Consider the following 14,027-nt stretch of genomic DNA (forward strand, 5'->3'; position numbering starts at 1 on the left):
TACCGTGGGTTCGAATCCCACCTCCTCCGCCAAGTTTCCCACCTATCCATCACGTCTCTCCCCAATTCCGCGCCTGTCGTGGAACCGTCACCTTTGCGTTACGCGGCTGTTACCAGAATCGCGGATCAGGGGCCGTCTTTAACGGAGAGCCTTATGAAACACCCTTTTCTTCCCCTTGCCCTGTCCCTTCTTGCCGTCCCCGCTGCCGCGCAAGAGACGTTTGATGCCACGCTTGCGGGCCATGCCTACCTGCCTGCGCTGAGCCTTGTCGCGCCGCCTGCGGATGCGCCGAAGGATGCGTGGATCAGTGGTAAATTCACGGGTGGCGCGCGCAATGGCGTGCCGATGTCGGTGCCGGGCGATACGGGCGGGCTGCATGGTAAACGGCTGACGGGGCTGAACCTGCCCTTCATTGGCCAGCCGTTGCAGGGGTTTTCCGGTTTCGCGATGAACCGTGCCGAGGACGGGTCGGTCTATGTACTGACGGACAACGGCTTTGGCTCAAAGGCGAACAGCCCCGATACGCTGTTGTTCTTCAGCCGGATGGACGCTGATTTCGACACAGGTGAGGTCGAGATCAAGGAAACCGTTTTTCTGCATGATCCCGATTTCAAAGTGCCCTTCCGCATTTCCTATGGCGGGACCGACAGCCGCTATCTGACCGGCGCGGATTTCGATCTGGAGAGCATCCAGCGCGTTGGCGACAGCATCTGGATCGGCGAGGAGTTCGGCCCCTATCTGATCGAGGCCACATTGGACGGGCGGATCAAGGGCGTCTATCCGACGATGGTGGATGGTGTTCAACTGAAAGGGCCGGACACGCCCGGTATCTCGGCCACATCGGTGAAGGGGACGGATTGGACCGTGCCACGCTCGGGCGGGTACGAGGGTATGGCGCTGCAGCCTGAAACGGGTTTGCTGTGGGCCATGCTTGAGAAACCTCTGCTGGCCGCGAGCGGCGAGAACGAAGGTGATTTCCTGCGCGTCATGGCCTTTGACCCCGAGGCACGCGACTGGACGGGCGAGGGCTTCAAGTTCAAGCTGGCCGAAGGGGCCACGGCGATCGGTGACTTCAACTTCATCGACGAGACCCGCGCGCTGGTGATCGAGCGTGACAATGGCGAGGGCGAGCCTTCGTTGAAATGCGCCGGTGACCCGCAGGCAGATTGTTTCCCGAACCCCGCGATGGTCAAGCATGTGGTTCTGATCGATACCGCCGATGTGGATGCCGAGGGCTATGTGCGCCGCATCGGCCAGATCGACCTGATGAACATCGCCGACCCCGACGGTAAGGCCCGCATCGAAACCGATGGCGGCGAGGCAGGGCGGTTCAGCCTGCCGTTCTTCACCATCGAGGACGTGATGCGGGTGGACGAGACGCACATCATGGTCGCCGTGGACAACAACCTGCCGTTCTCATCCGGGCGCAAGCTGGATGCCGCTGCGGATAACGAAGTGGTGCTGCTGAGCGTGCCCGAATTGCTGGCCGCGCAGTAACCCGACGCGCCCCTTTCGGCAAAGGATGCCGAGGGGGCGTTTCACACCCTAGACACACCCTAGGCCCCGCCATTGCCCGCGCATCCCAACCTTTGGGAGGATGCCGGTTGATGTGCGGGGCTTTGCCGTGTCAGAAAAAGCGAACGCCCGCCGGATGGCCTCAATGGGCCCTGACCCCGCGCCTTGGGACAGGGCACAGGGGTGGTACGGTGGGCCTTGGCAAAAGGATCACCCCCATGACGTTTCAGATCGGCATTGGCCCGAATAATCGCAAATCCGCCTATTTCGACGCGACCGTCGCAGAGGGTGTGGCTTGTTTCTCGGTCTATAATCACATGTTCATACCAGCGCATTTCGGCGACCCCGAGGGGGAATATGACGCGCTGATGAACGGTGTGGCCATGTGGGATGTCGCGGCGCAGCGGCAGGTCGAACTGTCCGGGCCGGATGCGGCGCGGCTGATCCAGTATCTAACCACGCGCGATATGTCGAAAACCCGGATCGGGCAGGGGCGCTATGTGCCCATGTGCGACCATCAGGGGCGGCTTATCAACGACCCCGTGCTGCTCATGCTGGCGCAGGATCGCTATTGGCTGTCGATTGCGGACAGTGACATCGCCCTATGGGCCAGCGCCATCGCGGCAGAGCGCGGGTGGGACGTGACCGTGGCCGAGCCAGACGTATCCCCGCTGGCGGTTCAGGGCCCCAAGGCCGAGGCGGTGATCACCGCGCTGTTCGGCGACTGGGTGCGCGATCTGAGGTATTTCGGCTTCAAGCAAACGCAGTTGGGGGATATCCCGCTGGTGCTGGCGCGGTCGGGCTGGTCGAAACAGGGCGGCTTCGAACTGTATCTCCAAGACAGCAGCCGCGGGGGGGAGCTATGGGCAAAGGTAAAGGCCGCAGGCGCACCCTTTGGTATCCGCCCCGGTGCGCCCAATGACCTTGAACGGATCGAAAGCGGACTGGTGTCTTATGGTGCGGATGGTCGTCTTCAGACCAACCCCTGCACCCCGTATGACATCGGCCTGGGCAAGCTGGTCGATCTTGAGACCCCCGAGGATTTTATCGGCAAAGAGGCGCTGCGCCGTATTGCCGATGAAGGCACGCAACGGGAAAGGTCAGGCTTTGTCATCGCGGGCGCGCCACTGACGGGGGCGGCACATTCGATTTCCGTGCTGGACGATAAAGGCCAGCCGCGCGGCGTGCTTAGCGATTACGTCTATTCCAAACGTTTCAAGGCCAATATCGGCGTCGGGATGATCGCATCGGATGCAAAGCAAGCGTCGCTCCACGTGGTCATTGGGGGCGAGGTCCGCAAAGTAACCCTGCGCAGCCTGCCATTTGAAAGCTGACCTTAGGCGGTGGTCCCGCCGTTATGGCAGGATCACCCGCACGCCGGGAATTTCCTGAATGCGCGCAACGTCTTCGTCGTAAACCTCGGTCATCTCTTCGACCAGCTCTTCGGTCCAGCTGGGCATGTCCAGCTCTTCCTCAAGCGCGTCGTCGATCACGTATTTGTCCAGAAACGCCGCGATCACGCGCGGGTGCTCTGCCGTTGTCATCTCGGGATGCGAGGCGAGATAGGATTTGAACCGTTTCATGCCTTCGGGGCGCATGATCGTTTCCAGCAGGTCGAATTCCCCGTCCAACGGCGCCATCGTGGGCAGGCCCGCCATCTCGCGCATGATCTGCCCCCAGATCAGGGGGGCGTCTTCGTTGCACCATACGGTCACGGGAATCTCGGGCGCAGAATCACGTAGCAGCGCCAGCGTGTCGGACCAGCGCACATCCAGCGGATCCTTGTCGCCCCAGAACTGCGGCGGAGATTTATCGGCCGAGACATCATACAGCACCGGCAGCAGGGTCGCGGGATTGCGGATGCCCATGAAAATCTGCAGTTCATCCTCGGGGAAAAGCTGCGCCATGCGCATCATCCGCACAGGCGCTGCGGGATAAAGCATCCCTTCAACAACCGCCGTCGCAGGGGTGCGAAAGAAGTTCGCGTCGGAAAAGATCACCCGATCCGCGTCAGAATCCCCCATGACCGCGTCCAGCAAGACATCCCGCGCCCCGTCCGAGGCGGATGTTTTATACATCGCATTCAACGTATCGCGAAACAGACCACGATAGCTTGCGGGGCTAGGCACATGCGTGCCCGCCTGCGTCAAAAGATCGTGGTTCGACTGGAGGCTTTTCAGCAGCCTGTCTTCTTCGGTGTAATGGGCACCTGTGTGCAAAATCAACTGCATGAACGTCTTCTCACCCTTACTGATACCGGCTTTCCAATAGCCTTTCCTGCGACTTGTGTAAAACTGCAAAAAATTGACATTTCCCCTCTTGCACGGCCCGCAGCAATCTCTTAAACGCTCCCTCAGTGCCCCTATAGCTCAGCTGGTAGAGCAACTGATTTGTAATCAGTAGGTCCGCGGTTCGAGTCCGTGTGGGGGCACCACTTTTTCCCTGATTTCAATACATTGACAACTTTAGGCGTCGCCGCATCCGCCATGCGGTTCTCACTTTTGTGCGCGCCTCACTGCTTGGCGCGGGGTAGGGGGATGATGTTTGATTTTCGTTTCATCCGCGCAAACTCCACCTGGGCGGCGTCTTTGCAGGTGGGGCAGATGGAATAGCTTTTGGCGAAGTTATCTGCATCCGGCGGGGTGCGCAGATCGATCCATTTGTCGCCGATCTGGAATGCGCAGCAGACCGAACATCGCGTGGTATCGTAGTATTCCTCAAAGGCGCTGACCGTAGGGTGAGGGGGGCTGGTGATCGCATGGACAAGCATACTGCCGATGGTCAGGCTATCGTCGGGGGAGGGCCAGATCGTCAGCCGGTACAACCGCCGCACATCCGGCCCGTCACAGCGGTAAAGGATACTGAACAGTTGCTGTTCGATCCGGCAGGCCTGAAACACGCCGAACAGATAGGTACGCGTGTTGGCCCCTTCGACGAAATCCCAAATCTCCCGCCCCAGCACATGGGTAGAGGTCGCCCCCGGCGCGTCATTCTCTATGGCGAAGGCGTCCCATTCGGACCCGACAGAGATGATCCGATCCTTGCTGTCCACGACATAGCTGTTTGTCTTGAGGTCCAATGAAAATGCCCTTGGAAAAAATTTCAGGTCATAAACAGGATCATCGTTACGTTAGGTCATCATATGCGCGAAACCGGCGCTTGCCCAAATATTTATCGTTAGAATTTAAAGTACCGCGCCCCTCTGCGCCTCAAGCCGTCTTCTGGATATCGGTCGCGCCGGTGCAGGGCAGCGTCAGACTAAAGGTGCTACCGACGCCCAGTTTGCTTTCCAGTGACAGCGATCCGCCGTGCAGCTCTGCCAGCTGCTCGGAGATGGCCAGCCCCAGCCCCAAACCGCCGTTTTGCCGTGTCATGGACCCGTCAACCTGTTGGAAACGCTGGAACACACGGCTCGCGTCCTCCTCTGCTATGCCGTTGCCGGTGTCAGTGACGCTGAACACGATCTCGTCGGTGGAATGTAGCATCGACAGGTGGATTTTGCCTTCGCTGGTGAATTTGATCGCATTTGTAATCAGATTGTAGAGGATTTGTTTGACGCGCACCTTATCCGCTACGGTGGCAGCAGGGCCGTCGCCGGCATAGGTGAGGGTCAGCCCTTTTGCCTCTGCTGCGGGTTGCAGTTCTTGGGTGACGGTGCGGGCGATCTCGTCCAGTTGGGTGGGGGCCATGTCCAGCTCTAGCTGGCCGCGGGACACTTTGGTCCAGTCCAGCAGATCTTCGACAAGGCGGATCATATGCTGCGATGATTCCGCGATTCCGGCACCCTGATCGGTGATGAACTTCTGATACTCTATCGCGGCGGCAGCCGATTTCGGACAGCCACTGCCATCGGCGGTCAGCGCCGACATCAAGCGCTGCGCCTGAGGCATCTTATCACTGTGCCGCATGAATGACGCACGGCCAAAGATCACGGTCAGCGGCGTGCGCAGCTCGTGGGATACGTTGTTCAGGAACTCGGTCTTCTCGCGGTCGGCGGCTTCAGCGGCTTCTTGCGCGCGCTTCTCGGCGGTCACATCCGTCCAGATGCCGACGGTATAGCCGTGGAGGGTCTTTGCCTCTGTCACCTTGAGCCAATTGTCGTTGCCGATGTCTTGCAAGAACGCCTGACCCGGATTGCGGAAACGTTGCAGCCGCTCACGTACCCAGGCCTGTTTGCTTTTCGATCCGCTGAGGCTTTCGGTCCGGTTGGCCCAGTTGACCACAAGCTCTCCCATGGTGGCACCGGGGACGATCAGATCGGCGATCTGGGGGTGATAGTCGCGGTACTTCTGGTTCACCACCATCACCCGTTCCTTGTCGTCAAACGCGATAAAGCCTTCGTCGATCGCGTCGATGGCCTCGGCCAGCAGGGCGTGCGCGTTGGTCTGGTTCAACGCCAACCGGCGGAAAGCCAGCAGCACACCCAGCAGGAATATGGCGGAAATGAGGGCGAAACCCACCAGATTCCGGCTTTGTGGTGAATAGGCCGGCCATCCGGCGGCGGGGCGCACGGCGGCTTCCCATGTGGTGCCCAGAACGTTGAACGTGGTCACGACGGGCTTGTCTTTCAGCGCGCTCAACCGGTGGTCGGGCAGGGCCTCTACCAGTCCGGAGGCTTTGAGCGGGTGCAGCTCGAAACTATATTGTTCGGGGTCCGAGAAATCATGTTGCGGGGCTTGCAGCAGACCTTCCTGATCCATCACGACAGAGATGACGCCCCAGAATTGATCGGTGTTCAGCTCGGCGTTCGGCAGGAACACAGGGTAATGCATGATATAGCCGGTACCGCCCTGCACAAGGTTTACGCGGTCATCCACCACGGGCGCGCGGGTGCGGTAAGCTTGGGCCACGCTCGCCATCTGGGCGGGCAGTTGCCAGTATTTGACGCCGATCGTCTCGCGGTTATCCGTTTGTGGGAAACTGTGTGTAATCGACAGGTTAGGGGCCAAAGCGACGGCAATCACGTCAGGGTTGTGTCGCTGCAGGTCGCTCACGGTGCGCGCGATCTGACGCTCGTTGATCTCCCCCGCCACGGCAAGCGTATTCTCGATGTTCTTGGCCACCAGCACGGCTTCGAAGAAACGCAGCTGGATCTGGTCGGCCACCGAATGCAGGGCCTGTTCCACCTCAAGGCGCAGCGCGGCGAGGTGATTGTCGCGGTCGAGCTTTACAATAGAATAGGCAATCCCGCCTATACTTGCGAGCAGGACAATCGTCAAAACGACGAATACCTTAGAGGCTAAATACCCCGTGAACTTATTGAGCAAAGTGCCACCCTCTTCCGTCCAGCCAGGCCGCCGCACGACTTTCTGTCGTTGCTGGTTTGCCTGCCTTTGTCCCCTTTATTGACTGCATCATTGTTTATCGAACGGACAAAATACGGGCGCAATCGAGGCATTTTGTAGACTTTTGCGCAAAGCGGTCATGCCGGTTACTTTCAGGCGTTTTCGGGGGTGATCACGGGGGTGCGATGCTGTCGAAGCGCTAGGGCAAGCCCGTCGTTGGGGGCTGCATCGGTGATCAGATGGCCCAGATGCTCAAGCGGGGTTACCTGCGTCAGGTGACGTTTGCCGAACTTGCTGGCATCAATCAGGAAATGCGCGGCGCGGCTTTGGTCCAGCATGGCGCGTTTCACCTCGGCAAAGCCTGCGATGGCCTCGCTCACGCCGGTTTCATCCAGCGCGGAGGCCCCAAGAAAACACGCGTCGACATTAAAACCGCGCAGAAAATCGCAGGTGGCAATGCCGGTCAGCGCGGCCTCTGCATTCATATAGTCGCCGGGGGTCATGATCACCCGCACCCTGTCGGAGGCCCCCAAGATCATCGCGACCTGCAGGCTGTTGGTTAATACCGTCGCCGCCACGCCGGAAAGGGTGAGCGCCCGCGCGAATTCCATCATCGTGGCCCCTGCGTCGATCATCAAGGTTTGCCCGTCTGTCACCCGTTTTGCGGCAAGCTGCGCCATCTGGCGACGTTCATCCACATGTTCGCGCTGGCGTTCATCCAGCACGCTTTGCGCCCCCGGCGCGCGGGGGGAGGCCCCGCCGTAGGATTTCTGCAAAAGCCCCTGCGCGCTGAGCTCGGCAATATCGCGGCGGACGGTTTCGGTGGTCACATCAAAGCTGGCCGCAAGGTCCGATACCCGCACATGCGGGGCAAGGCGCAGTTCCAGCAATATTTGCGCGTGGCGCTCTGCTTTGCGCAGGTTTCGGCGTTCCGTTCCGGTATCCATTCTGCGGTTCCTTTCGGCGGTCGAGGCGATGCAACCGACCGTCATTATTTGGCACTTGCCAAATTATTAGGCGGAAAATGTTGCGAATCGAAAGCTTCAATGCTCGTATCGCGTAATTAATCGTGCAGTACACTCTGCGCGGGTATTCTCGGGGAGGAGAAACAAGATGATCAAACGCAGCTTTATCACGGCGGGCCTGATGGCCGCTTTTGCCATGACCAGCACCACCGCATTGGCCGAAGAATGCGCCGAGCGCGGCGCGCTGGACGCGATGTTCTGTGACGCCAACGGCGATCTGGTAGCCGACGCGCCCACGGACGAAAGCATGCTCAAAGACCCGTCGACGCTGGTCTTTGCCTATACACCGGTCGAAGATCCCGCGATCTACGAAGACATCTGGACGCCCTTCATTGACCACCTGTCCGAGGTGACCGGCAAGAAGGTGCAGTTCTTTGCTGTGCAATCCAACTCTGCCGAGGTAGAGGCGATGCGCTCGGGCCGTCTGCATATCGCGGGCTTCTCGACCGGACCCACACCCTTTGCTGTGAACCTTGCGGGCGTTGAACCCTTCGCGATCATGGGCTCCGAAGACGGGCAGTTCGGCTACAAGCTGCAGGTCTACACCCAAGCCGACAGCGATATCAAAGAGATGGCCGACCTTGCTGGCAAACGCGTCGCGCATACATCGCCCACGTCGAACTCCGGCAATCAGGCACCGCGCGCGCTGTTCCCTGATCTGGGCGTCGTGCCGGATCAGGACTACGAAGTGACGTACTCGGGCAGCCACGATCAATCCATGCTGGGTGTGGTCGCAGGCGACTATGATGCGGCACCGGTTGCGTCCGAAGTGGTGGACCGCATGGCGGAACGCGGGCTTTATGACCCTGCCGAGGTGCGTATTGTCTGGGAAAGCGATCCGTTCCCCACGACATCCTATGGCGTGGCCCACGATCTGACGCCCGAGCTGAAGGACAAGATCAAGGAAGCCTTCTTTAGCTACGATTTCACCGGCACCGCATTGGGCGAAGAGTTTTCGGGCGTGAGCAAATTCGTCCCGATCACCTATAAAGACCAATGGGCCGTCATTCGCCAGATCCAGTCTGCCAACGGTGTTGAGTACACGCCACAAGGCCTTGCTGCTGAATGATTTTCCCGTCGAGGCCGGTCCCAATGGGCCGGCCTCACGCATAAGGTATCCTACATGTTGAAAATTACTGACCTCGTCAAACGCTACGGCTCAGGCGATCCGGTCCTCAAGAATCTTGACCTGACCATCGAGGGCGAAAGCGTCGTGTCGATCATCGGGTCTTCCGGTGCGGGCAAAAGCACGTTGCTGCGGTGCATCAACCGTTTGGTTGAACCCACCTCCGGCACGATCGAGCTGAACGGCACCGACCTGACCCGCTTGCGGGGCAAGAACCTGCGGGCCGCACGGCGCAAGATCGGGATGGTGTTTCAGGGGTTCAACCTTGTGGATCGTCTCACCGTGATGGAGAACGTCCAGTCGGGCCGTCTGGGGTATATTTCAACATGGTCCGCCATCACGCGGCGCTATCCCAAGCAAGACATCCGCCGCGCTTACGAGCTGATGGAACGTGTCGGCATCGCCCATTACGCCGACACCCGCGCCGATCAGCTATCGGGCGGTGAACGTCAGCGTGTCGGCGTGGTCCGCGCCCTGATGCAAGAGCCCGATATCCTGCTGGCGGATGAACCCACCGCATCGCTTGACCCCAAGACATCGGAACAGATCATGGGCCTGCTGCGCGACCTGTCGCGCGAGCTCAAGCTGCCGGTGTTAATCAACATCCACAATGTGAACGAGGCCAAGGAATACACCGACCGCATCGTCGGCATGCGCTATGGCCGGATCATCTTTGACGACAAGCCCGACATGCTGGACCCCTCCGCGATGGAGGCGATCTATGCGGGCAGCCCCCATGCCGACCGCAGCGGCGGTCCGGATGACAAGGCAGCCGCATCATGACCGCGCCGCGCGACACTTGGGTCAAGCCACCCTTCATCGCCAATCCGGCGCTCCGCTGGGCCGTGTATCTGGGGGCCATCGCCTATTTCGGCTGGGTCGGGCTGACCATGCCCATCGACTGGGACCGCGTCGCCGAAGGTATCGGCCGCGCAGGCAAGATCTTTGGTGGGGCCTTTCCCCCGAGCTTTGAACGCAGCGGTCTGCTGATCGACGGGTTTCTCGAAAGCCTCAAGATCGCGGTGCTGGCCACGGCGCTTGGCGTACTGCTGTCGATCCCCATCGCCTTTATGTCCGCGCGCAATGTGGCCCCCAAGCCGGTGTTCTATCTGGGCCGCGCCCTTATCATCATCGCACGCAGCTTCCATCCGGTCATTGTCGCGATCCTTTTCGTCAAGGCCGTCGGCTTCGGGCCGTTCGCCGGAGTGCTGACCCTGACCGTCTATTCCATCGGCTTTGTCGCCAAGATGCTGGCCGAGCGGATCGAGGAGATCGACTTTGGGCAGGTCGAGGCCATGCGCGCCGCCGGTGCGCCGTATTTCTCGACGCTGTCCTACGCGATCTTCCCGCAGATCATGCCGCGCCAGATCGGTCTGACCATCTACCAGCTTGATTCCAACCTGCGGGCCTCTGCCGTGGTGGGGATCGTGGGGGCAGGGGGCATCGGTGCGACGCTCGCCAATGCCTTTGGGCGCTATGACTATGACTTTGCCCTTGCCATCACCATGGTCATCGTCGGGGTGATCCTCTTTTCCGAGGCCGTCAGCGGCGTTATCCGAAAGCGTATCCAATGACCTCACTTTCTACGCAATTCGGGCGCGACGACTGGTCCCGCTTTACGTTCAAGCAACGTATGACGCGCTATGCCATCTTTCTGGGCTGTGCACTTGCCATCGCCTGGGCGCTCACCTCGATAGAGGTGATCTGGCCGTGGGTATGGGGTGCCCCTGAACAGATCGGCGATCTGTTTGGCCGGATGTACCCGCCGGACCCCAGTAATCTGGAAACCATCCTCAAGGTGTTGTGGGACACGGTGAACATCGCGACATTCGCCACCACCTTTGCGGTGCTGCTGTCGCTGCCGGTCGCCTATATCTCGGCGCAGAACACCACGCCGAACCGTGTGACCCTATGGCTGGGGCGGCTAATCCTCGTGACCTCGCGGTCGGTGAATACGATCATCTGGGCGCTGCTGTTTGTGGCGATCTTTGGGCCCGGTGTTGTGGCCGGCATCGTGGCGATCATGTTCCGCTCTATCGGGTTCATCGGTAAACTGCTGGGCGAGGCCATCGAGGAGATCGACACACGCCCCGTCGAAGCGCTTGAGGCGACGGGCGCGTCGCGCTTCAAGGTTATCGTCTATGCGATCGTGCCGCAGGTCATGCCGACTTTCTGGGCGGTGGCCATTCTGCGGTGGGATATCAACCTGCGCGAATCCACCGTGCTGGGTCTGGTGGGCGCAGGCGGCATCGGGATCATCCTGCAAGGTGCCATCGACACGTTCAACTGGCCCGAGGTGGCGACCATCCTGCTGGCGATCATCGCGCTGGTGGTGGTGGGGGAAGTCATCTCTGCCTATCTGCGCCGCCGTATCCTGTGACCCAGAGCATCGGCGTCGACCCGCAAAGCGCCTTTGCGCGCTATCTGCAAATTGCCGACCGTCTGCCGCGCACCGCGGCGGGCGGTCTGGCGGAAACCGGCATGTTCACCGACATCGCGGCGCGCTTCGATCTGATCCTGTTTGACGCCTATGGCGTACTGAACGTCGGCGAAACCGCGATCCCCGGTGCGACCGATACCATCGCGGCGCTGCGCGCGGCGGGCAAGGCGGTTGGCGTGGTGTCAAACTCCGCTGCTTACCCCAAGACGCATATGATGGCGCGCTACGCCCGTCTGGGGTTCGATTTCTCCGCCCCCGAGGTGACCACCAGCCGCGAGGCGCTGACCGCGCATATCGCGGGGCTGCCGCCGTGCCGATGGGGCCTGATGATCAACCCCGCCGTCGATCTGGGGGAACTGGCGACGCTGAACACGACTGTGCTGGGGGATGACGCCGAAAGCTACGATGCGCAGGACGGGTTCTTGCTGGTGGGCGCAGACGGCTGGACCGACCGTCGGCAGACATTGCTGGAGGCGTCACTGAAACGCGCGCCCCGTCCGGTGCTGGTGGGCAACCCCGATCTGGTGGCACCGCGTGAAACGGGCCTTTCGCGGGAACCGGGCTGGTTTGCGCACCGGCTGGCCGATCGCACCGGTGTGATGCCTGTGTTTCTGGGCAAGCCGTTCGGGCAGGTCTTTGACATCGCCCTCGGCCGGTTCAATCGCGCCCTTCCTCCCGAACGGGTGCTGATGGTCGGCGATACGCTGCATACCGATATTCTGGGCGGCGCGCAGGCGGGCTTTGCCACGGCGCTGGTCACGGGCTATGGCTCGCTCACGGGGCTGGATGTGACGGATGCCATTGCGCAGGCCGGTCTGTCGCCCGATTTCATCGTCCCCAACATCTGACGCCCGCGCATCGGCGGATCGGCGGATGATGACCCCTTGGGCGATATCACGGTTTATTTTGTGGCCCCCACAGGCTACCACCGGACCCGAGGCTATCAGAACAAGGGCAAGAAAAATGCGCAAAGCAGTGACCGCCGCCATATCGGCAATCGTGATCGCGACCACCTTGGGGTCCACCCCCGCAACCGCAGGATCGTTGGGCCGTTTCGAGGTAACGGGCGTGGGTGAGGATGACATGCTCAAGATGCGGGCAGGGCCGGGGACGGGGTTCATCGTGCTGCTAGGCCTGCCCAACGGCACCATTTTGCAAGTGCACGATTGTCAGCAAACCGGCGGCACGCGCTGGTGCGACGTCTCGCTTGATCAGGCCCGCCGCGTGCGCGGTCACGTGTCCTGGGCCTATCTGCGCAAGCTTCGGTAACGCGGGCGGCGCAGGCTACCTTTGCGGTTTGTCGCTGGCGCGTCGATTTCTAAATAGTTGATCGTTAAAGTCAGGATTGCGCCTTGTCGTGATCTTTGCTAGGCACGGCGCAATCGCGCTGTGCCAAAAGGGCTGTTTGCCCGCTGCGCCGCGCCAGAGCCAAAGGTGCCCACAGCGCCTTAGCCAAAAATCTCATCGTTTCATCCCACGGTCAGGAGGTCCCATGTCCCGTTTCCGTACCGCTATTCTGTCGCTGCCCCTTGTGATCTCAGCCCCGCTGGTCGCCGCGCAAGAGACTGATATCAAGGATCAAATCTCGGTCGAGCTGAACGCGGCAGAGACCACAGAAGATGCGTGCAAGCTGACCTTCATGATCACCAATGGCGTGGAGGCGCCGGTCGACAAGATCATCTACGAGGCGGTGCTGTTTGACACCGAAGGGCAGGTGGACCGGCTGACGCTGTTTGATTTCGGCACCCTGCCACCGGCCCGCCCGCGCGTGCGCCAGTTCGTCGTGCCGCAAACCACCTGCGAAGATTTGGGCCGCATCCTGTTCAACGGGGCCAACGCCTGCGAGACCGGCGGCAGCGCCAGCGGCGTCTGTGACACCGGCCTGCTGCCCACATCGCGCACATCAATCGAGGTTCTGGGCTGATGGATATGTTCTCTGCACTGATCGCGTCGTTCCGCCAGATCGCTGAAACCGGCGGGCCGGTTGTTGTTGTCCTGATGGGCGTTGCTGTGCTGACGCTGGCGGTGGCGATCTATAAGGTCTGGCAGTTCTGGCGCTCGGCCGTGGGGCGGCACAAGGCGCTGACCGAAGCGGTAGAGGCATGGGACCGTGGCGACAGACCCGCCGCCCGCGAGGCTTTGGGCCGGTCGAAAAGCTACCTCGCCCCCGTGATCAAGATGGCGATGGTGTCGAACGGCAAGGGCAACGGCGCAGGCGTAGAGCGTTTGCAAGCCGAGGCAGAGACACGTTTTGCCAAGCTCGAAACCGGTTTCCGCCTGCTCGATTCCGTGGCGCAGCTGGCCCCCTTGTTGGGCCTGTTCGGTACGGTTCTGGGCATGATCGAGGCTTTCCGGTCGCTGCAAGCCGCCGGATCGCAGGTCGATCCGTCGATCCTTGCGGGCGGTATCTGGGTGGCGCTGCTGACAACGGCTGTTGGTCTGGTGGTGGCGATGCCCACGGCACTGATCCTCAGCTGGCTGGAACAGCGGATGGAGGCAGAGCGGGTGATCGCGGATAAGGCGATCCTCACGGTGCTGAACCCGTCCAACGATGTGCCAGCCCCTGCCGCCGCGACGCCAGCGCCGACGCCTGAAATGGTCGCCGCACATGGCTAGGCCGCGCACGCGCAGACGGC

General features: G+C 60.9%; 14 protein-coding genes and 1 tRNA gene. 11 read left to right on the plus strand and 4 right to left on the minus strand.

What is annotated here, in order from left to right:
* The first annotated feature begins 153 nt into the window (after window positions 1–153).
* Entirely contained in the window at window positions 154–1,497 is a 1,344-nt protein-coding gene (locus tag B4F27_RS03795) for an esterase-like activity of phytase family protein (protein ID WP_286758910.1), read from the plus strand.
* Window positions 1,498–1,733: 236 nt separating this feature from the next.
* Window positions 1,734–2,849 carry a glycine cleavage system protein T gene (locus tag B4F27_RS03800; RefSeq protein WP_286758911.1) on the plus strand — a complete coding sequence of 372 codons (1,116 nt, stop codon included), beginning with the start codon at window positions 1,734–1,736 and terminating at the stop codon, window positions 2,847–2,849.
* A 21-nt stretch (window positions 2,850–2,870) separates the two neighbouring features.
* Here the strand turns inward: B4F27_RS03800 and B4F27_RS03805 are convergent, their stop codons facing one another.
* On the minus strand, window positions 2,871–3,746 hold the full coding sequence (locus tag B4F27_RS03805; protein WP_286758912.1) for a hypothetical protein: 876 nt from the start codon (window positions 3,744–3,746) through the stop codon (window positions 2,871–2,873).
* A gap of 127 nt (window positions 3,747–3,873) precedes the next feature.
* Between B4F27_RS03805 and B4F27_RS03810 the strand changes: the two genes are divergently transcribed.
* Window positions 3,874–3,949 (plus strand) — tRNA-Thr (locus tag B4F27_RS03810).
* Window positions 3,950–4,027: 78 nt separating this feature from the next.
* Here the strand turns inward: B4F27_RS03810 and B4F27_RS03815 are convergent.
* From B4F27_RS03815 to B4F27_RS03825, 3 genes are all read right to left on the minus strand, one after another.
* Window positions 4,028–4,594 carry a hypothetical protein gene (locus tag B4F27_RS03815; protein WP_074635136.1) on the minus strand — a complete coding sequence of 189 codons (567 nt, stop codon included), beginning with the start codon at window positions 4,592–4,594 and terminating at the stop codon, window positions 4,028–4,030.
* Between the two features lie 130 nt (window positions 4,595–4,724).
* Entirely contained in the window at window positions 4,725–6,734 is a 2,010-nt protein-coding gene (locus B4F27_RS03820; protein ID WP_286758913.1) for an ATP-binding protein, read from the minus strand.
* A gap of 218 nt (window positions 6,735–6,952) precedes the next feature.
* The gene (locus B4F27_RS03825) at window positions 6,953–7,747 is read right to left on the minus strand and encodes a DeoR/GlpR family DNA-binding transcription regulator (protein ID WP_286758914.1); all 795 of its coding nucleotides are present in this window, start codon (window positions 7,745–7,747) and stop codon (window positions 6,953–6,955) included.
* Between the two features lie 166 nt (window positions 7,748–7,913).
* Here B4F27_RS03825 and phnD point away from each other — a divergent pair, with 166 nt between their 5' ends.
* The 8 genes from phnD to B4F27_RS03865 all read left to right on the plus strand — a co-directional run bounded on the left by phnD (window position 7,914) and on the right by B4F27_RS03865 (window position 14,007).
* Window positions 7,914–8,894: a phosphate/phosphite/phosphonate ABC transporter substrate-binding protein gene (gene phnD / locus B4F27_RS03830; RefSeq protein WP_037962789.1), complete on the plus strand. Its 981-nt coding sequence runs from the start codon at window positions 7,914–7,916 to the stop codon at window positions 8,892–8,894.
* A gap of 54 nt (window positions 8,895–8,948) precedes the next feature.
* A complete protein-coding gene (gene phnC / locus B4F27_RS03835) occupies window positions 8,949–9,734 on the plus strand; it encodes a phosphonate ABC transporter ATP-binding protein (protein WP_009826698.1) in 786 nt (261 codons plus the stop codon).
* Window positions 9,731–10,525 carry a phosphonate ABC transporter, permease protein PhnE gene (gene phnE / locus B4F27_RS03840; protein ID WP_074635133.1) on the plus strand — a complete coding sequence of 265 codons (795 nt, stop codon included), beginning with the start codon at window positions 9,731–9,733 and terminating at the stop codon, window positions 10,523–10,525. The genes phnC and phnE (B4F27_RS03840) overlap by 4 nt, the downstream gene beginning before the upstream one ends.
* Window positions 10,522–11,331 (plus strand): phosphonate ABC transporter, permease protein PhnE, encoded by an 810-nt coding sequence (gene phnE, locus B4F27_RS03845; RefSeq protein WP_074635132.1) that lies wholly within the window; start codon window positions 10,522–10,524, stop codon window positions 11,329–11,331. The genes phnE (B4F27_RS03840) and phnE (B4F27_RS03845) overlap by 4 nt, the downstream gene beginning before the upstream one ends.
* Window positions 11,328–12,239 (plus strand): HAD-IIA family hydrolase, encoded by a 912-nt coding sequence (locus B4F27_RS03850; protein WP_286758915.1) that lies wholly within the window; start codon window positions 11,328–11,330, stop codon window positions 12,237–12,239. The genes phnE (B4F27_RS03845) and B4F27_RS03850 overlap by 4 nt, the downstream gene beginning before the upstream one ends.
* A gap of 115 nt (window positions 12,240–12,354) precedes the next feature.
* A complete protein-coding gene (locus B4F27_RS03855; RefSeq protein ID WP_286758916.1) occupies window positions 12,355–12,660 on the plus strand; it encodes an SH3 domain-containing protein in 306 nt (101 codons plus the stop codon).
* Between the two features lie 223 nt (window positions 12,661–12,883).
* A complete protein-coding gene (locus tag B4F27_RS03860) occupies window positions 12,884–13,315 on the plus strand; it encodes a hypothetical protein (protein WP_286758917.1) in 432 nt (143 codons plus the stop codon).
* Window positions 13,315–14,007 (plus strand): MotA/TolQ/ExbB proton channel family protein, encoded by a 693-nt coding sequence (locus B4F27_RS03865; RefSeq protein WP_286758918.1) that lies wholly within the window; start codon window positions 13,315–13,317, stop codon window positions 14,005–14,007. Before B4F27_RS03860 ends, B4F27_RS03865 begins: the two co-directional genes overlap by 1 nt.
* Window positions 14,008–14,027 lie beyond the last annotated feature (20 nt).

It is taken from the genome of Sulfitobacter sp. UBA1132 (assembly GCF_002311545.1).
GTDB classification, from domain to species: Bacteria; Pseudomonadota; Alphaproteobacteria; order Rhodobacterales; family Rhodobacteraceae; genus Sulfitobacter; species Sulfitobacter pontiacus.

Coding starts and splice junctions, on each gene's coding strand:
- B4F27_RS03825 (WP_286758914.1), bottom strand. CDS start 7,747: ATGGATACCGGAACGGAACGCCGAAACCTGCGCAAAGCAGAGCGCCAC.
- B4F27_RS03860 (WP_286758917.1), top strand. CDS start 12,884: ATGTCCCGTTTCCGTACCGCTATTCTGTCGCTGCCCCTTGTGATCTCA.
- B4F27_RS03800 (WP_286758911.1), top strand. CDS start 1,734: ATGACGTTTCAGATCGGCATTGGCCCGAATAATCGCAAATCCGCCTAT.
- phnE (WP_074635132.1), top strand. CDS start 10,522: ATGACCTCACTTTCTACGCAATTCGGGCGCGACGACTGGTCCCGCTTT.
- phnD (WP_037962789.1), top strand. CDS start 7,914: ATGATCAAACGCAGCTTTATCACGGCGGGCCTGATGGCCGCTTTTGCC.
- phnC (WP_009826698.1), top strand. CDS start 8,949: ATGTTGAAAATTACTGACCTCGTCAAACGCTACGGCTCAGGCGATCCG.
- B4F27_RS03795 (WP_286758910.1), top strand. CDS start 154: ATGAAACACCCTTTTCTTCCCCTTGCCCTGTCCCTTCTTGCCGTCCCC.
- phnE (WP_074635133.1), top strand. CDS start 9,731: ATGACCGCGCCGCGCGACACTTGGGTCAAGCCACCCTTCATCGCCAAT.
- B4F27_RS03855 (WP_286758916.1), top strand. CDS start 12,355: ATGCGCAAAGCAGTGACCGCCGCCATATCGGCAATCGTGATCGCGACC.
- B4F27_RS03805 (WP_286758912.1), bottom strand. CDS start 3,746: ATGCAGTTGATTTTGCACACAGGTGCCCATTACACCGAAGAAGACAGG.
- B4F27_RS03865 (WP_286758918.1), top strand. CDS start 13,315: ATGGATATGTTCTCTGCACTGATCGCGTCGTTCCGCCAGATCGCTGAA.